Origin of the sequence: Methylobacterium brachiatum, from assembly GCF_020523825.1 — a bacterium.
GTDB classification, from domain to species: Bacteria; Pseudomonadota; Alphaproteobacteria; order Rhizobiales; family Beijerinckiaceae; genus Methylobacterium; species Methylobacterium brachiatum.
On record NZ_JAJALK010000001.1, the window covers coordinates 537,643 to 554,169 of the forward strand.

17 protein-coding genes are annotated in these 16,527 nt (G+C 70.4%); 4 read left to right on the forward strand and 13 right to left on the reverse strand.

The window, feature by feature from the left end; genetic code table 11:
- Window positions 1-84: 84 nt before the first annotated feature.
- The 13 genes from LGR69_RS02605 to LGR69_RS02665 form a co-directional block, all read right to left on the reverse strand.
- On the reverse strand, window positions 85-447 hold the full coding sequence (locus LGR69_RS02605; protein ID WP_230365080.1) for a hypothetical protein: 363 nt from the start codon (window positions 445-447) through the stop codon (window positions 85-87).
- Entirely contained in the window at window positions 428-1,138 is a 711-nt protein-coding gene (locus LGR69_RS02610) for a hypothetical protein (protein ID WP_007564423.1), read from the reverse strand. The genes LGR69_RS02605 and LGR69_RS02610 overlap by 20 nt, the downstream gene beginning before the upstream one ends.
- Window positions 1,135-2,280: a pyrroloquinoline quinone biosynthesis protein PqqE gene (pqqE, locus tag LGR69_RS02615; RefSeq protein WP_230365081.1), complete on the reverse strand. Its 1,146-nt coding sequence runs from the start codon at window positions 2,278-2,280 to the stop codon at window positions 1,135-1,137. The genes LGR69_RS02610 and pqqE overlap by 4 nt, the downstream gene beginning before the upstream one ends.
- Window positions 2,277-3,362, reverse strand: coding sequence for a pyrroloquinoline-quinone synthase PqqC (gene pqqC / locus LGR69_RS02620; protein WP_007564427.1), 1,086 nt, complete (start codon window positions 3,360-3,362; stop codon window positions 2,277-2,279). The genes pqqE and pqqC overlap by 4 nt, the downstream gene beginning before the upstream one ends.
- A 186-nt stretch (window positions 3,363-3,548) precedes the next feature.
- On the reverse strand, window positions 3,549-4,448 hold the full coding sequence (gene pqqB, locus LGR69_RS02625; protein ID WP_230365082.1) for a pyrroloquinoline quinone biosynthesis protein PqqB: 900 nt from the start codon (window positions 4,446-4,448) through the stop codon (window positions 3,549-3,551).
- A 34-nt stretch (window positions 4,449-4,482) separates the two neighbouring features.
- A complete protein-coding gene (gene pqqA / locus LGR69_RS02630) occupies window positions 4,483-4,572 on the reverse strand; it encodes a pyrroloquinoline quinone precursor peptide PqqA (protein ID WP_007564431.1) in 90 nt (29 codons plus the stop codon).
- 222 nt (window positions 4,573-4,794) lie between these two features.
- On the reverse strand, window positions 4,795-5,499 hold the full coding sequence (locus tag LGR69_RS02635; protein ID WP_007564433.1) for a response regulator transcription factor: 705 nt from the start codon (window positions 5,497-5,499) through the stop codon (window positions 4,795-4,797).
- A complete protein-coding gene (locus tag LGR69_RS02640; protein ID WP_230365083.1) occupies window positions 5,496-7,130 on the reverse strand; it encodes a sensor histidine kinase in 1,635 nt (544 codons plus the stop codon). The genes LGR69_RS02635 and LGR69_RS02640 overlap by 4 nt, the downstream gene beginning before the upstream one ends.
- A gap of 46 nt (window positions 7,131-7,176) precedes the next feature.
- A complete protein-coding gene (locus LGR69_RS02645) occupies window positions 7,177-7,383 on the reverse strand; it encodes a hypothetical protein (protein ID WP_007564437.1) in 207 nt (68 codons plus the stop codon).
- Between the two features lie 135 nt (window positions 7,384-7,518).
- Window positions 7,519-8,313: a formylmethanofuran dehydrogenase subunit C gene (locus LGR69_RS02650; RefSeq protein WP_230365084.1), complete on the reverse strand. Its 795-nt coding sequence runs from the start codon at window positions 8,311-8,313 to the stop codon at window positions 7,519-7,521.
- 3 nt (window positions 8,314-8,316) lie between these two features.
- Entirely contained in the window at window positions 8,317-9,264 is a 948-nt protein-coding gene (gene fhcD, locus LGR69_RS02655) for a formylmethanofuran--tetrahydromethanopterin N-formyltransferase (protein WP_230365085.1), read from the reverse strand.
- Between the two features lie 27 nt (window positions 9,265-9,291).
- Window positions 9,292-10,923 (reverse strand): formylmethanofuran dehydrogenase subunit A, encoded by a 1,632-nt coding sequence (locus tag LGR69_RS02660; protein WP_122160613.1) that lies wholly within the window; start codon window positions 10,921-10,923, stop codon window positions 9,292-9,294.
- Window positions 10,917-11,996, reverse strand: a complete 1,080-nt coding sequence (locus LGR69_RS02665; protein ID WP_230365086.1) for a molybdopterin-binding domain-containing protein — start codon at window positions 11,994-11,996, stop codon at window positions 10,917-10,919. The genes LGR69_RS02660 and LGR69_RS02665 overlap by 7 nt, the downstream gene beginning before the upstream one ends.
- 299 nt (window positions 11,997-12,295) lie before the next feature.
- Between LGR69_RS02665 and LGR69_RS02670 the strand changes: the two genes are divergently transcribed.
- From LGR69_RS02670 to mch, 4 genes are all read left to right on the forward strand, one after another.
- On the forward strand, window positions 12,296-13,276 hold the full coding sequence (locus tag LGR69_RS02670; protein ID WP_230365087.1) for a beta-ribofuranosylaminobenzene 5'-phosphate synthase family protein: 981 nt from the start codon (window positions 12,296-12,298) through the stop codon (window positions 13,274-13,276).
- A gap of 91 nt (window positions 13,277-13,367) precedes the next feature.
- Window positions 13,368-14,261, forward strand: coding sequence for an NAD(P)-dependent methylenetetrahydromethanopterin dehydrogenase (locus LGR69_RS02675; protein WP_007564450.1), 894 nt, complete (start codon window positions 13,368-13,370; stop codon window positions 14,259-14,261).
- A 22-nt stretch (window positions 14,262-14,283) separates the two neighbouring features.
- A complete protein-coding gene (locus tag LGR69_RS02680; protein WP_230365088.1) occupies window positions 14,284-15,432 on the forward strand; it encodes an ATP-grasp domain-containing protein in 1,149 nt (382 codons plus the stop codon).
- Entirely contained in the window at window positions 15,432-16,406 is a 975-nt protein-coding gene (gene mch, locus LGR69_RS02685; RefSeq protein WP_007568577.1) for a methenyltetrahydromethanopterin cyclohydrolase, read from the forward strand. Before LGR69_RS02680 ends, mch begins: the two co-directional genes overlap by 1 nt.
- The last annotated feature ends 121 nt before the right edge of the window (window positions 16,407-16,527 follow it).

Here is a 16,527-nt window from a genome sequence, read left to right on the forward strand (position 1 = left end):
CGGGTCCCGTTCTCAGGAGCGGTTCGGGACCCGGTGTGATCGAAACCACAGGCCAGCGCAACGCCGACCGTCACCGTCGCGTCATCAGCCGCGATAGCAGCGGATTTCCGCCTCGGCCTGGGCGCGCCGAAGATCCGCGACCTTGTCGTCGAAGATCTTGGTGGACTTGAACTCGTTCGCCCGGTTGCCGATGCCCTGGCGCATGGACAGGACCGTGCTGGCCTGGACGTACTTGTCGTAGGGCAGGATCGCGGCGAGCTGGTCGAGCGAGCAGGAGCAGCGCTGCATGCTCTCGCGGGTCTGGCCGTTGGCGGCCATGCAGCCGAAGACGTAATCGACCCGCGCGTCGGTGGGATAATCGTTCTCGTCCGCCGCCCAACCCGCGATGGTCGAGAGGGACAGGGCGAGGGCGGCCAGCGCGCCGCGTTCAGCCAGCTTTCTGATCATAGCTCAGCTTCTCCTCAAGCAATTCGCCACCTTCGGCATTCTTCGACTGCGCCTCGATGGAGACGATCTGGCCGGGAACCTCCGGGGACGTGATGAAGGTGTAGGTCATCTTGTCCATGCCGCGCATGCGCTGTTCCATGGCATCCTTGGCGAAGGGCTGGATCTCGACCCGCCAGCCATCGACTTCGCGACCGCCCACCGTGACCTTGGTCGGCGTCACGGCCGCGCCCTCGCGCAGACCCTTGCGGATCGCGAGCTTCAGGTAACGCGGATTCGCCTCCAGGACCTTCGCCAGCGAGCGCAGATGGTTCTCGAGGAAGAGCGAGACCACCGGGTTGCCGCTCATATCCTCGAAGGGGCCGGCCGGCATCCGGTTCATGCCGGAGAACATCGTCACGCTGATGTCCCGCCCCTCGGGGCTCTTCCCGGGCTCCAGCTTGAGCGTGACCGTATCCGAGAGCGGCGGGCCGAAGGGGCCCTTGGAAATGCCCGACCGGCGCAGGTAATCGTACGTGATCGTCGAACCGGGGGCGGCATTTTTCATATGCGGCTGGTCGAACAAGAGATCGGCCGCACTGGGCGGAGCCGCCGCGTTGACCTGGGTGACCGCTCCGGGCTTGGGCGCATCCTCGGCAAGCGCCGGCATCGCGGCCAGCACCAGCGCGACGGCTGTCGTGGCGAGAAGCTTCACGAGTTGACTTCCTCCTTGAACGGCGACCGGACGTTGCTGCCGATCGTCCGATAGACGTAATCCGGCGGGGTCTCGGCCGCCTCCTCGACGGCGAGCGCCCGCACCTTGGCGTGGAGCGGCGAGAGCGAGCAAGCTGGGTCCGTGGCCGCGGCATCGCCGGCGAGCGCCAGGGCCTGGCACCGGCAGCCGCCCCAATCCTTCTCCCGCCGGTCACAGGAGCGACAGGGCTCCTGCATCCAGTCGGTCCCGCGATAGGCAGTGAAGGCCGGGGAGTCCCGCCAGATCTCGCCGAGGGAGTGCTCGGTGACGTGCCAGAATTCGAGGCCCGGGATCGTCTCGGCCGCGTGGCAGGGCAGGACCTTGCCCTGGGGCGTGACGTTCATGAGCTTGCGGCCCCAGCCGCCGGCACAGGCCTTCGGGTATTTCGCGTAGTAATCCGGCACGACGAGGTCGATGACGAGCTGACCCTTGAGGCGCTCGCGCGCGGCCTCGACGATCCGGATCGAGGCATCGACCTGCGCCTTGTCCGGCATCAGGGCGGCGCGGTTGACGTAGGCCCAGCCGTAATACTGCGTGTGCGCCACTTCGAGCCGCTTGGCGCCCATCTTCACGGCGAGGTCGATGAAGCCCTCGACCTCGTGAATGTTGCCGCGGTGGATGACGGAGTTCAGCGTCAGCGGCAGACCGAGATCGACCACCTTGGCGGCGAATTCGAATTTCTGCGGCTGTGCGTTCTTCAGGCCGCCGATCTTCTCGGCATTCTGCGCGTCGACGCCCTGGACCGAGAGCTGCACGTGGTCGAGCCCGACATCGTAGAGCGCCTGAAGCTTGGACAGCGCGCCGCCGACCCCGGAGGTGATCAGGTTCGAGTAGAGCCCGAGATCCGCGCAGGTCTTGGTGATCTCGACGATGTCGTTGCGGGCGGTCGGCTCGCCGCCCGACAGGTGAACGTGAAGCACGCCGAGGCCGGACGCCTCGGTCAGGACGCGCTGCCAGGTCGCCGTGTCGAGCTCGCCGGACCGGCGATCGAGCTCCAGCGGATTCGAGCAATAGGGGCAGCGCAGCGGGCAGCGATGGGTCAGCTCGGCGAGCAGACCGACCGGCGCCGGCACGTCCGGCCGGTTCGGCGTCAGTGCGTTCATCGCTCCAGGACCCGTTTCTCCGCCAAGCCGTCCAGCATCACGAGGATGTCGGCTTCGATGGCGCGCGGGTCGGCCGCATAGGTCCGACCCAATTCATCGGCGATCGCCGCGACGGTGCGGTTGCCGTCCACCAGCTTGAGCACCGCCACGGCGTTGTCGTCGAGGTCGAAGGTCCGCTCGGGGGCGAGCAGGACGTGTTTGCCGCGGGTTTCGTCGTGGCGCAGGCGGACGCCGCGCGGCAGGCGCGGCCGGTCCCCGGCGACCATCTTGCGGACACCGGACGCCGCCTGAGACGCCGGCGCCTCGGCGACCAGCCCGGTCCCCGGCGTCCAGGCATCCGGCGGGATCATCCCGGGGGCGACATAGGCGAAGTAGAGGGCGTCGAGCTGGGTCCAGAGCACGTTGCACTTGAACGTCAGCGCGGCCATCGCCTGGCGCTGCAGCTCCGGCGTCGTCGCATGCGTCTTCACGTAGTCGAGGGCGAAGTCGGCGTCGCGCGGCGCCTGGGTGAGGCGCTTGTCGAAATAGGCCAGCGTGTCCTTGGTGATGAAGTCGTAGTTCTTCAGCATTCCGGCGACGCGCTCGGAGATGATGGTCGGCGAGAACATCTCCGTCAGCGACGAGGCGATCGCCTCGAGCAGGCTCTTCTCGGCGACGAAGTGGACATAGGCCTCGACGGAGAACTTCGTCGCCGAGAGGATGCCCCGGGTCGAGAGGACGTAGTCGCGCTCGAAGCCGACGCCCTCGGCGAGCTTCAGCCAGCGCTCGATCCCGCCGTCGCCCGGATGGTCGCCGTCGTGATCGACGATGCGCTGCCGCCAGATCCGGCGCAGGGACGCGTCGGTCATACGCGCGAGGACGGCGGCGTCCTTCACCGGGATCATCGCCTGGTAGTAGTAGCGGTTGAGCGCCCAGGCCCGGACCTGATCCTTCGAGAGCTTGCCATCGTGCAGGAGCCGGTGGAACGGATGCAGGTTGTGGTACCGGCGCGCGCCGATGTCGCGGAGCGCCGCCTCCAGCTCGTCCGGGCTCAGGAGGCGCTGGCTGTCAGCAGCATCGGGGGTCGGGAAGACTGCGTTCATGGCGTTTCCGGAATCCGTCCTCGGGTCGCGTTTCCTGTATTCCGATCCCGCCCTGGCTGAGGGCGTCGTCGTCATCCCAAAACCGGTCGCTGCCTTTCGAGACGAGACCCCGGTCGGGTGAATATCCGGGCTTGGTCTCGATATAGTGCCGACCGGGCCCGCACCCAACCGCTGGTCGAATGTGCCTCAGAGGGCGAGGCTCAGTCCGTCATGGCCCACTGTCCAACCGGCCGCCTCGACATCGGCCCGTTCCGGCGAGCCCTCGACCAGGACCGGGTTGGTGTTGTTGATGTGGACGAAAACCCGACGCCCGATCGCTGTGCCGGCCAGGGCGTCGATCGAACCGTTCGCGCCGCGCATCGGGACATGGCCCATGCGCCAGCCTGTCTTGGTGCCGACCCCGACCCGGATCATGTCGTCGTCGTGCAGGACGGTGCCGTCGAACAGAAGGGCGTCCACGCCGGCGATCCGGTCGCGCAGGCCGTCCGTGACCCGAGCGCAACCGGGGATATAGGCGAGGCGACGGCCATTCGCCTCGATCAAGGCGCCCACGGTGGTCTCCGTTTCGGCGCCGATCTCCATGGTCTCGTCTTCGAGCCAGAGCGGCACCTTGCCGGGTACCGGGAACAGCGTGACCGACAGGCCGGGCAGCGGCTCGAAACGCCGGTCCATGGCGACCGCCTGCCGGGCGACGACGCCCTCGGCCATCACGTCGAACACGCGGTTGGCGTTGACCGAATCCAGAATGCCGCGGGTGGCGTAGAGCGTGTAGGGCTGGCCCTCGCGCAGGGTCAGGAGACCCGCCACATGGTCCACGTCCCCGTTGGTCAGGAGGACGGACCGGATCGGCGAGTGTCGCAATCCCTCTTGGGGATGCATCTGTGGATTGTCGAAGAGCTGCTGCCGGATGTCGGGCGACGCGTTGATCAGGAGCCAGTCGGTTTCGTTTGCGGAGACCGCGATGCTCGACTGCGTCCGGGGTCGCACCCGGTCGGGCTCGGACCGCGCCATGGCGCAGATGGGGCAGCGGCAATTCCACTGCGGAAGGCCGCCGCCGGCCGCGGAGCCGAGGATCACGACGCGCATGGTGCGGTTCCCGCGATCCCCGGCCCCTGGAAACTCAGTTGAAGGTGTCGATCTCAGCGGACTCGTAGCTGGTCACTTCCATGCCGACGCAGATCTCGGACACAACGGGGGCAGCCCACTTCATGGTGTTTCTCCTTGGCGGTATCCTCACCAAGCGTCACGGGTTCCTAAGAGGCCCCTAAGACACTGATGGCGCTCTGGTTTCCGGCGCGCACTCGATATCGGCGATTCAGCTGCGGTCTTCAAGCACTAACTTGCCGGATCCTCCCAAATTTTTCGTGAGACTCGACCTAAATGCCCGGCGCCGCGTCGGAAACGTTACCGAATTCGACTTAAGTATAGTCGGTCATTGACGGAAGTCGGGACCGCGCAGCTCGAGCATGAAGCCCTTGCCCCGGACGGTGACCAATCCCGGGCCGCCGAAGCGCACGAAGTCGGCCATCTTGGAGCGCAGATAGCCGATATAGACGTCCACCACGTTGAGCGAGAGGCCGCCCTGGCTGGCCCAGAGACGGTCGAAGATGTCGGCCCGGGACACCGGCTTGCCGATGCTCTCCATCAGCATGGCGAGCAGGTCGGCCTCCCGGGGGGTCAGGCGCGCGCTGGCCTCGCCGCAGCTCGCCTGGCGGGTGTCGAGATCGAGCATCAGCCGGCCGGCGGTGATGCGCGAGCGCGGGGCCTCGGCCTGCTCCCGCCGCATCAGATGCGTGCGCAGGCGCGCCACCAGCTCATCGAACACGAACGGCTTGACGATGTAGTCGTCGGCGCCGAGCGCAAGCCCCTCGGCGCGGTCGCGGATCTCGTCGCGGGCGGACAGGAACAGGATCGCGCCCGGGAAGCCACCCTCGCGCAGCGACCGGCAGACATCGTGCCCGGACCCGTCCGGCAGGTTGATGTCGAGCAGGACCGCGCCGGGCGCCGGATCGTGGGCGGCCTTCAGCGCCTCATCGACGCAGGCGGCGGTGCCGACCTCGAACCCCTCGGCTTCCAGGCCGCGGGCCAGAAGGCCCCGGATATCGATATCGTCCTCGACGATCAGGATCCGCGTCATGCGGCCGGCTCCCTCACCTGCGCGTCGCCGGCCGCGTTCCCGGCCGTGCCGATCTCCCATGCCGGATCGAGCGCCGGCATGTCCAGGCTGACTCGGGCGCCGCGCCCGTCCGGGCCGGCGCCGAGGCGGATGGTGCCGCCATGCTGCTCGACGATCCAGCGCGCCAGGGCGAGCCCGATGCCGAAGCCGGTCTCGTCCGGGCTCGCCCCGGCACCGCGCCGGAACCGCTCGAACAGCTCGGCCTCGGAGGCGCCGAAACCCGGGCCGTCATCCGTGACGGTGATCCGGGCGCGAGCGCCGGGCTCCGCCGACAGAGCGACCTCGACCCGGGTCAGCCCCTTGGCGTGGCGCAGGGCATTGTCCACCAGGCTCTCGACGGTCTGGCGAAGCCACTCGCGGTCGGCCAGGCACTCGACGTCCTGGCTGCCGGGATCGAGGCTCAGCGCCACCCGGCGGCGGGCGGCCTCGGAGGCCATATTGTCGACGGCCTCTGCGAGCACCGAGGCGAGGCCCAGGGGGCGCTTGTCGAACTCGATCTCGCCGGATTCGGAGCGGGCGACGCGCAGCAAGTCCTCGACACGCAGCTTCAGCCGCTGCGCCCGCTTGCGGATCGTCGTGAAGACCGGCCCCGGATCGGCGCCCCGGGACACGCCGCGCAGGGCGAGATCGCATTCGCCCAGGATCACGGTGAGCGGCGTGCGCAGCTCGTGGCTGACATCGGCGAAGAAGCGCCGTCGCGAGCGGTCCACGGCCTCAAGCCGGGCATTGGCCGCGCGCAGATCCGCGGTACGCGCCGCCACCGTATCCTCCAGTGCCGCCCGGTCGGCCGCGACCCGGGATTCGCGACGGGCGAGCCGCGCGGCCATGCGGTTGACGTTGGTCATCAGCAGGCCGAGTTCGTCGCGGGTCGCCACCGAGAGGCGGGTGTCGAGGGCGCCGTGGCCGATGGCGCTCGCGGCCCGCCGGACCTCCTCGATCCGCGCCAGGGTCGGCCGGGTCACACCCCGATAGAGCACCGCCAGCAGCACCAAGGCGGCCGCCACCGCGGAGGCCGCAGCCACGCGCAGCCGTGCCGAGAGGGCCCGCGCCTGCTCTGAGCCCAGCGCCATGCTGCGCCGTTCGGCCTCGATCAGGAACGAGAGCGGCTGGCCGGTCATCGCCCCGAAGCCGTTGAGCGCGCCCTTGATCGCGTCCTGGCGCTTCTCCGGCTCCGTCTGGCGGTTGATCCGGGCCACCTGCCGGTCGAGCACGACCCGGGCGGCGCGCAACTGCGCCATCGGCCGCGTCCGCGCGGCGTATTGCATGCGGTCGGCCGGGTCGTCGCTCGGCGGGAAGCTCTGCGCGAGCGCCTCGTCCACCGTGGTCAGCGCCCGGTCGGCATTGTCGCGGGCGATCGCCATCGCCTCGGGCTGCCCGTCGGGATTGCCCACGGTCTCGACCGCCGCCAGGCCGAACTGGGTCAGGCGGCCGGACAGCTCGGCGAGCAGTTCCAGGCGTCGCTGCGCCTCCAGCGTACGGTCGACGGTGCGCTCGGCGGCCGCGATCGAGGCCAGAGCCGCGATGGCCGCGAGCATCACCACGACGGCGGTGCCGCCGAGCAGCAGCGCGAAGCGGAGCTTCAGCGAGCGCATCGGCCCCGTCCCGGAGGAAAGCGCCGTGCGCGGTTGCCGCGCGCCGTCACAGATTCTTCGGTAGGCTGCCACGCGCGGCGCAGCGCCAGCGCTCGACATGCCAATCCGGGTGGGCGGCCTGCCAGGTCGCCAGCGCGCTCTGCGAATGGCGCAGGCAGATGAACGGATTCGAGCCTTCGTAGGACATCTCGATCCGGTCCTCGCGGCAGGTCGAGGGCTGGGCGACGAGGCAGATGGACAGAAGCAGGAGCATGGGCGTCTCCCTCGTGCATCATCCCGATAGACGGTGACCGTCGCTCGGCGCGGATGATGCAGAGCCTTGCCGGCCTCGTGCGGGCCGGCTTGGGCAGAGCATATGCCGCGCGCGGCCGCTCTGCCCAGAGCGGCGTCAGGACGCGACCCAGATCTCGCCCTTGGCGATCGTGGCGAGGTCGCCGGAATAGCGGCGCAGCGGCCGGCCCAGCAGCGCGGCATGCTCCGCGCTGAGGCCCGACAGGGATTTCGCCAGGAGCTTCAGGAACACGAGGTCGTGCGTCCCGGTCTCCACGAAGGTCGGCGATAGCCGCCCGTGCGACCCGACCAGCAGGGTCCCGCGGCGCATGCCGTAACCCGGATGGTCGCCCACCGCGAGCGCGGCCAGGGTGCCGGCGATCATCCGCGATCCGGCATAGGCGCCGGCCCGGCCTGCCAGAAGAAGCCCGCGCCGCATCCGGTCGCCGAGATGGGCACCGGCCGTCCCGCGAATGATCAGCGTCGCGCCGTCGAGACCGGCTTTGGCCGCGTAGACGGCCCCACCGGCATAATCGCCGGCATCGCCCTCGATCGTGATGGTACCGCCGGTGGCGCCGGCACCCGCATAGGGGCCGGCATGGCCCGCCACGGTCAGGCTGCCGCCGGCCATGCCCTCGCCGAGGCGTTGGCCGACATCGCCGGTGACGCGGATCGCGCCCTCGGACAGGGAGGCGCCGACGCGGTCGAGGCGCTCATGGCCGCCCTCGATGGTCAGGGTGTCGGAGCCGTCGAGCGCGACCGTGAAGCAATCGCCGAGACGCATACCGGTGCGGGTCGTCCCGACCTCGAGGCGCTCGGCCTCGGCCTGGGACAGGCGGCTGAGCACCAGCGGGTTGATGTTGAGGAAGTCGAGCCGCTCGGGCGGGGCCGCGCGCAGGGTGAGGGTGCTCAAGGCTCAGCCCTCCGTCTTGGCGTCGTCGCGCGCGAGCAGGTCGCGCAGATGATAATGGTGGCGGCCGAGATTGCCGCCGTAATTTCCGGCCGTGACCGCGATCAGCCCGTGCTTGCCGCCGATCTCGGTGCCGGCATGGAGGCCGGCGCGCATCGAGTCGGACACGCCCTGCGAGGTCAGGGCGTCGATCACGATTTCCAGCACGACGCCGCACTCGGCGGGCAGCGCCGAGCCGGCCCGGCCCTTCAGGGTCGGGCAATAGGCGTCGTTGGTGGAGGCCATCATGCCCTTGGTCCGGCCGCCGACCTTCGAGCCCGAGCGGACGATGCCGCCCGGGAAGGGCAGGATCGCGCCTGGGACCGCCTTGGCGGCTTCGACCGCCGCCTCGGCGACGATGAGCGTATCCTTGTGCGTCCGCCCGAGGAACAGCAGGTTGCCGCCGCCGACCGCCCCGTCGACCGCCCGGACCGAATCCTCGCAGAGGAACTCGCCGTCCATAACGGGGATGCGCCAGTAGCGCCGGGCCTTGCCGGAGGCATCGGGCAGGCGCTTGGCGATGGCGAAACCGTCACCGAAATACCGGATCGCGCCGCCGAGCTTGATCTTGGTCGGCCCGTCCACGCCGGCATAGCAGGCTGTGCCCGGGCAGGTGAGGATGCACTGGCCGACGCGCTTGATCAGCTGTTCCTTGAGGCCGTTCGGCTCGAAGCCGAACAGCAGGATGCGCACGCCGGGCCGGCCGTCCGGAGTCTCATCCGGCGCCAGCTCGGCATCGATGCCGGCCTCAGCACCGCAGCCGATCACCGACGTGGCGAAGCCCGTCATGGTGGTGGCGGCGATCATGGCCCATTTGGCGGTGTCGTTAGTGACGATGATGGCGGTCCCGGCCACGTCGAACGCTTCCGCGAAGGTGTCGACGATCGGGATGCCGTTGAGGCTGAGCTCAGACATGGTTGTTTCCGCCACTCGCCTCGCTGATCACGCCCGGCATGGCACGGCCTCGAAGGTGTCCGCATCCGCGTCGAAGGCCGCATCCGGCACTGCGAAGCTGTCGAGCCCCGCGCCGAACCGGTCCGTCAGGTAGGTATCGGCGCGCTTGGCCATCGCCGGATCCGACTCGACCGACAGCGACAGCGTCCGGCCCGCACGCCACTCGACCACCTCGCCGTCCTCGACGATCGGCACGCCATCCTTGAGGACGAGTTTGGCGGCGGTGAACATCGCGGTGCGGTTCGTGTCGTCGCGATAGACCGCGACGTCGGCGCAGGCGCCCGGCCGCAGATGGCCGCGATCGGCGAGGCCCAGGAGCTTGGCCGGGCCGGACCGGGTCAGCTGGGCGATCTCCGAGAGGGTGTATTCCCGCTCCAGGCCCGGAAGGCCGGACCGCTCGCCGACGATGCCCGGCAGCGTCGCGATCTCGCGGTCGCGCTCGGACTTGTCCATCAGCAGATGGATGATCCGCGGATATTGCGTGAACGGGCCGCCATTGGGGTGGTCGGTGGTGAGGATCGTGCGCTCCGGATCGGTGGAGAGCAGCATGATCTCCAGGCCGATCGCCCATTGCAGCGAGCTGGTCGGGCCGCGCGGCCGGTACAGGAACGGCACGACGCCGCCGCCCTCGGCATCGCCGGCATTCAGCACCCACTTCTTCGGCTTGGCGCCCTTGCGGCCGGCGAACTGGCGCAGGATGTCGAGCGACACGGTCACGGTCTGGCCGAACACGACCTGCCCGATATCGAGGGTCGCGTTCGGGTTGTCGGCGATCGCCTGCGCGATCCGCTCGGCGGCGGAACGGAAGCCGCCGCCTTCGGTCGCGCCGTAGGCGTAGAATTGCGCGTGGGCGAAGTGGATGCGCCGACCCTCCGCCGCGTCCAGGGTCTCGACGAAGGAATCGTCCGCCCCGGGCAGGCCGAGATTGTTGCAGTGGACGTGCAGCGGGTGCGGGACGCCGATCTCCTCGACCGCGTCGAGGAGCGAGCCCATGATCTGCCGGGTCGAGAGACCGTAGACCGGGATCTCGTCGTCCAGCGACAGGCGCAGGGCGCCGTCCTTGAAGGCGGAGGCGCCGCCGGCATTGATGCACTTCACCCCGAGGCCGCGCGACGTGGCGACCGAGAGCGCCACGAGGTCGCGCACGGCGTTGCCGCCCTGGCGCTCGCGCAGCAGCTGCAGCAGCTGGTCGTCGTTGCCCATCACGGTGAGCGCGCCGCGATCCAGCAGCGGGATGTCGGCGAGTTCGAGCTGGGTCGCCAGCGCGTGGGTCGGCGGCATCGCCGGCTCCACCGCCGTGGTGTAGCCCATCCGCGCGTAGGTCGACCCGATCCAGCCCGCAGCTCCGCCCGCATGGGCGAAGGGATGCCCCTCGGGCGAGGCCTCGCTCACGTAGAGGTCGGGCAGAAGCAGGCGCGACGTGATCACGTTGCCGCCGGCGATGTGCGAATGCACCTCGACACCGCCCGCCATCACGACGCAGCCCGACGCGTCGATCACCCGATCGGGCTCCCGGCCCGCCGGCTCGACCACGCGGCCGTCCTCGATCCAGACGTCACCGACGGCATCGCGGGACGCGGTCGGATCGACGACGCGCCCGCCCCGGATCACGCTCAGCATGCGGGCTCACTCCTCGACGCGACGCGACCTTCGGCCAGGCGCTCCGTCAGGGCACCCAGCACCGACGCGGCGGACGGCAGGTCCGTCGGCGCCGAGGCCGGCCAGTAGGTCAGCGCGGCGCGCTGCTCATTCCATAAGACGCCGCCGAGATCGCGGCCGGGACGCCCGACCGCGATCACCACATCGGCGAGAGAGGCCTCGGCCTCGGCGACCAAGGCGACGGACGGCACCGCAGCCAGCCATTCCGGCCGGTCGACGGGCAGAGCGGCGAGCCAGATGACGGCATCGACCTCGCCGGCGGCGACCTGGCGGGCGACATCGAACCGCCAGGGATCGTGTTCGGGAACGCGGCGTCCGAAGCCGCTGCGCGGCGCTTGGCCGGTCAACCAAGCGGCCACGGGCACCACGGCGCGGTCCTGATCGGGCCCTGCGACGGCAAGCGTGAAGCAGCGCGTGGTCTCGTTCAGCTCCATGGCGAAGCCCTGAAGCATCTCCACGCCGAGCTCACCGAGTTCGGCGGGATCGTACAGAAGGACGCCGTATTGTGCGGCGGCGATCCGCGCGACGAGCTCGGCCCGCGGCGTGTCACCCGCGAGATGGCCCTTGGCGTAGGCGCGCAGCTCCGCGACCGCCTCAGCCAACCCGCCCGCGGACGGGCAGGACAGCGCGGCCTTCGAACCCTCGGACCCGGCGCCGAGCGCCAGGAGCGTCCGGTCCGCACCGGCGGCGCGGCCACGCGTGGGCTTTGCCCCCGTCAGGCGCTTCAGGAGCGGCGCATGCCAGGGCGCCGCGCCGACGACCAGGACGGTATCGGCCCGGCCGACCGCCTCGGCGGGCGTCGAGGTCATGGCGCCGACCCGGCTCAGCGCGCCGAGCTCGGCATAGGTGCCGACCGCGCCGGCCGTATCGATCGAGGCGCCGATGCGTCCCGCAAGATCGTAGGCCGCGCGGATCGCGGCGACGTCGGCGCTGAGGCCGGCGATCACCGGCGCGCGCGCCTTGGCGAGCAGGGATACGGCCGCCCCGATGGCGGTGTCCGCGTCCGTCGCGCCACCCTTCACCCAGGCTGCCATGCTCCCTCACGCGACGTTATTGTTTGGCTTCGGAGCGGGCGACGGCCGTAAGACCGGACGAAGCGGGTTCACTCCCGAAGGAGAATCCCGCCGGATCGGAATGGCTCGACCGCCCGACTGGTCCGGGCGGGCGGCAACTCGGCGCGCCGTCGCTGGCCTAGGTTTGCATTCATCCGCGCCCCGCGGCAAGGGGGGGGCCCACCGTGGTTCGTCCGATCGGCAGCAAGATCCCGTTGCTTCGGGCGCCCGCCGCATGGGAAAAGCCCGGCGGTTCGGCGGTGGATTGCGAAGGAATGGGCGTGGGCGAGGTCCCCCAGCGGAACACGGCAACCGCTCCGAGCAGCATCGTCCGAGTCGAGGCGCCGGCACGGCTGCATTTCGGGTTCCTCGACCTGCATGGCGGGCTGGGACGACGCTTCGGCAGCATCGGCCTCGCCATCGACGCCCCGTCCGTCGCGCTGACCGCCCGCCGGTCCGCGCATCTCTCCGTCACCGGCGCGGAAGCTGAGCGGGTCCGGGGCTACGCCCGCGCCGCGGCGGACCATCTCGGACAGCCTGACTCTGTCGCCATCGAAGTCGAGCGGACGATCCCGGCCCATGCCGGGTTCGGATCCGGGACCCAGCTCGCCTTGGCCGTAGCGGCCGCCTTGGCACGCCTCGGCGGCCACGCGTTTTCGGCGGCGGCTTTTTCCGCGAGCCTCGATCGTGGCAACCGGTCGGGCGTCGGCCTGAGCGCCTTCACGGAAGGCGGCCTGATCGTCGATGGCGGACGCGGCGGCGACGGCGGCCCGCCGCCGGTGATCGCGCGCCTGTGCTATCCCGAGGCTTGGCGCATCGTCCTCATTCTCGATCAGAGCATGGCCGGCGTGCACGGCACGCGGGAGGTGGAGGCCTTTCGCGACCTGCCGCGCTTCCCAGAGGCGCAGGCGGCGGAGATCTGCCGAATCGTGCTGATGCAGGTGCTGCCGGCGGTCGCGCTCGCGGAACCGCAGGGCTTCGGCGCCGGCATCACCCGGATCCAGGATCTGATCGGCGACCACTTCGCCCCGCATCAGGGCGGCCGCTATGCCAGCGCCGCAGTCGCGCAGGCGCTGGCCCAGGCCGCCGCGCAGGGCGTGCCCGGCTACGGCCAGTCCTCCTGGGGGCCGACCGGCTTCGTGCTGATGCCGAGCGAGGCCGAGGCGAGCGCCCTGGTGGAAAGTCTCGACCGCGGCGGGCCGCTGCGCTTCCTCATCGCCCGCGGCCGCAACACCGGCGCATCGATAACCACGGCGGACTGAACTGCCGCCCCCGGACTTGACCGCGGCACCCGCAGCGGGTTTGGACGGTCGGCAGGCGCAGGTTGATGCGCGCCCCACGGGATAGAACGTCATGGCCCGCTCGATCCTCCACATGTTGACGCCGCTCCGGCACATGAGCCCGTTCGACGTGAACATGGCCATCGATGCCGGCTTCGAGACGGTGGTGACCTACACGGAGGTCAGCCTCGCCGACGTCGTCTCGCTGACCCAGGATTCGATCTTCTCGCGCGCCCCCGCCGACGGCACCCGCACGGGCATCTTCATCGGCGGCAAGAACGCCGAGGACGCCCTCGACATGGTCGACCGGGCCAAGAAGGCGTTCGTGCCGCCCTTCGTGAACCATGTCTTCGCCGATCCCGCCGGCTCGTTCACCACCGGCGCCGCCATGGTGGCGCAGGTCTCCCGGGCGCTGCGGCAGAAATTCAACACCGACCTGACCGGCAAGCGCATCGTGATCTTCGGCGGCGCCGGCGTCGTCGCCTACGTGGCGGCGGTGATCGGCGCGCTCCAGGGCGCGCAGACCGTCCTGGTGGGCCATGACGGCGAGGAGAGGGTCTCGAAGATCGCCTTCACGATGAAGTGGCGCTTCGGCATCGAGGTCGGCGCCGTCGACGGCACCACACCGGAGGATCGCCGCCGCGCCATCCGCGACGCCGACGTGATCCTGTCCGCCGGTCCGGCCGGCATCCCGATCCTCTCGGCCGAGGATCTGAAATCCGCTCCGAAGCTGCTGGTCGCCTCCGACGTGAATGCGGTGCCGCCGGCCGGCATCGCCGGGATCGACGTCAACGCCGTCGACGTACCGCTTCCGGCCGGCAAGGGCGTGGGCATCGGCGCCCTGGCGGTGGGCAACGTCAAATACCAGACGCAGCGCCGCCTGTTCGACCGGATGCTCGCCTCCGACACGCCGCTCTGCCTCGATTTCCGCGACGCCTATACCCTGGCGGTCGAGATCGCCGGCTGAGCCGACACGGGCGCATCCCGGCATGTCCGAGGCGATCCTGATCGCCGCGCAGGCCGGGCGCGCCCTCGCGGAGGCGGCTCGGCGCGCAGGCCTGCGTCCCTTCGTGGCCGACCTGTTCGGTGATTCCGATACGCTGGCACTCAGCGAAGCCTATAGGCCGCTGCCGGGCCGCTTCGGCAGCCGGATCGCCGCCGACGCGACGCTCGCGGCGATCGACGACCTGGCGGCTTGCGCCGGATCTCGCCTCGGCATCGTCCTCGGCAGCGGGTTTGAGGACACGCCCGACCTCGTCGCCCGCATCGCAGCGCGCCACCGGCTGATCGGCGCCGACGCGGACGCCGTCGCGGCGCTGAAGGACCCGCTCGGATTCGCCGCCCTCTGCGACCGCTTCCGAATCCCGCATCCGGCGATCGCGACGGGTCCGCTGCCCGATCCGTCCGGCTGGCTGCTCAAGCGGGTCGGCGGCAGCGGCGGCAGCCATATTCGGCCAGCCACGCGCGGCCCCACGCCGGAGGGCCATTATGTCCAGGCCCGAGCACCCGGCCGGCCCCACGCCCTGAACTTTTTGGCCGACGGGCGGACGATGCAGGTGCTGGCCGTCACCGAGCAATGGTGCGCGCCGTCGCCGATGCGGCCCTATCGCTACGGCGGCGCCCTGGTCGGGGCTGCCGCGGAGGCTCCGCCTCTTCCCGAACCCCTGCTGCAGGCCGTCGCGGCGGCGGTCGAGAGCCTCATCGCGGCGACGGGGCTGCGCGGGCTCGCCAGCGCCGATTTCCTGGCCGACGAAACCGGCTGGTGGCTCACCGAGATCAACCCGCGGCCCGGCGCGACCCTCGATATCCTGGATCGCCGAAGCACGCCTCTGCTCGCCGCCCATATCGAGGCCAGCCTCGGCGCCATGCCGGCGCTCGGCCCGCAACCGGCGGATGCGGCCGCCGCGCAGATCTGTTACGCGGATCGCGAGCATGCGCCCGTCCCGGATTGTCCGTGGCCGGATCACGTGCGCGACCGCCCGCGCCCCGGCACGGTGGTCCGCCGCGACGCGCCCCTCTGCACGGTGCTTGCCCTTGGGGCCGACCGGCAGGCGGCGCTCGACAGTTTGAAGACGCGGACGGCGCGGCTCCAAGCCGACCTGGCCGCAAAGAAAACGCACCCCGAGGAAACCCTGTGATGAGTGCCAGCCAAACCTATCCCAGCGTCAACGCGCTCACGGCGCCGCTGATCGAGCGGTTCGTGGCCGATGCCGCGACCCTACGCCTGTCGGTCACGCAGGCTGCGGGCGGTGCCCGGATGGTCGATGCCGGCGCGCAGGCACGGGGCTCGATCGAGGCCGGACGGCGCATCGCCGAGATCTGCCTCGGCGGCCTCGGCACCGTGAGCATCGCCCCGAGCGGCCCGATCGCGTCCTGGCCGTATTCCGTGATCGTCCACGCGGCCGATCCGGTGCTCGCCTGCCTGGGCAGCCAATATGCCGGCTGGAGCCTCGCCGACGAGGCCGGCGATTCCGGCTTCTTCGCCCTCGGCTCCGGCCCGGGCCGCGCGGTCGCGGCCGTCGAGCATCTGTACGAGGAGCTAGGCTACCGGGATTCGGCCACCAAGACCGCCCTGGTCCTCGAAGCGGCCGGCGGACCGCCGGAGAGCGTCGTCGCCAAGGTCGCCGAGGCCACCGGCCTGCGTCCCGAGGACCTGACCTTCATCTTCGCGCCGACGCAGAGCCTCGCCGGCTCGACCCAGGTCGTCGCCCGCGTACTGGAAGTCGCCCTGCACAAGGCCCACACGGTCGGCTTCGACCTGCACGCGATCGTCGACGGGATCGGCTCGGCGCCGCTCTCGCCGCCGCATCCGGATTTCATCAAGGCGATGGGCCGGACCAACGACGCGATCATCTACGGCGGCCGGGTCCAGCTCTTCGTCGATGCCGACGATGCCGACGCCAAGCAGCTCGCCGAGCAGATCCCGTCGACCACCTCGAGCGATCACGGGGCGCCCTTCGCCGAGATCTTCTCGCGCGTGAACGGCGATTTCTACAAGATCGACGGCGCCCTGTTCTCGCCGGCCGAGGCGATCGTCACGTCGGTGCGCACCGGCGCCACCTACCGCGGCGGCCGCCTGGAGCCGACGCTGGTGGAGGCGTCGTTCGCGTAGGCGAGACAGCGCCGTCCGGCCGCGGTTCATCTCGTCAAAGTCAGCGGCCGGGACACGATCAGTCATCGGTCGCATGAGGCGGAAACTCCCTCTCCCGTGCGGGAGAGGGGACCCGCGCCAT

Excerpts from the sequence above, each read along its gene's own strand:
- LGR69_RS02605 (WP_230365080.1), bottom strand. The coding sequence starts at position 447 with ATGATCAGAAAGCTGGCTGAACGCGGCGCGCTGGCCGCCCTCGCCCTG.
- pqqE (WP_230365081.1), bottom strand. The coding sequence starts at position 2,280 with ATGAACGCACTGACGCCGAACCGGCCGGACGTGCCGGCGCCGGTCGGT.
- pqqC (WP_007564427.1), bottom strand. The coding sequence starts at position 3,362 with ATGAACGCAGTCTTCCCGACCCCCGATGCTGCTGACAGCCAGCGCCTC.
- pqqB (WP_230365082.1), bottom strand. The coding sequence starts at position 4,448 with ATGCGCGTCGTGATCCTCGGCTCCGCGGCCGGCGGCGGCCTTCCGCAG.
- pqqA (WP_007564431.1), bottom strand. The coding sequence starts at position 4,572 with ATGAAGTGGGCTGCCCCCGTTGTGTCCGAGATCTGCGTCGGCATGGAA.
- LGR69_RS02635 (WP_007564433.1), bottom strand. The coding sequence starts at position 5,499 with ATGACGCGGATCCTGATCGTCGAGGACGATATCGATATCCGGGGCCTT.
- LGR69_RS02640 (WP_230365083.1), bottom strand. The coding sequence starts at position 7,130 with ATGCGCTCGCTGAAGCTCCGCTTCGCGCTGCTGCTCGGCGGCACCGCC.
- LGR69_RS02645 (WP_007564437.1), bottom strand. The coding sequence starts at position 7,383 with ATGCTCCTGCTTCTGTCCATCTGCCTCGTCGCCCAGCCCTCGACCTGC.
- fhcD (WP_230365085.1), bottom strand. The coding sequence starts at position 9,264 with ATGTCTGAGCTCAGCCTCAACGGCATCCCGATCGTCGACACCTTCGCG.
- LGR69_RS02660 (WP_122160613.1), bottom strand. The coding sequence starts at position 10,923 with ATGCTGAGCGTGATCCGGGGCGGGCGCGTCGTCGATCCGACCGCGTCC.
- LGR69_RS02665 (WP_230365086.1), bottom strand. The coding sequence starts at position 11,996 with ATGGCAGCCTGGGTGAAGGGTGGCGCGACGGACGCGGACACCGCCATC.
- LGR69_RS02675 (WP_007564450.1), top strand. The coding sequence starts at position 13,368 with ATGGCCCGCTCGATCCTCCACATGTTGACGCCGCTCCGGCACATGAGC.
- LGR69_RS02680 (WP_230365088.1), top strand. The coding sequence starts at position 14,284 with ATGTCCGAGGCGATCCTGATCGCCGCGCAGGCCGGGCGCGCCCTCGCG.
- mch (WP_007568577.1), top strand. The coding sequence starts at position 15,432 with ATGAGTGCCAGCCAAACCTATCCCAGCGTCAACGCGCTCACGGCGCCG.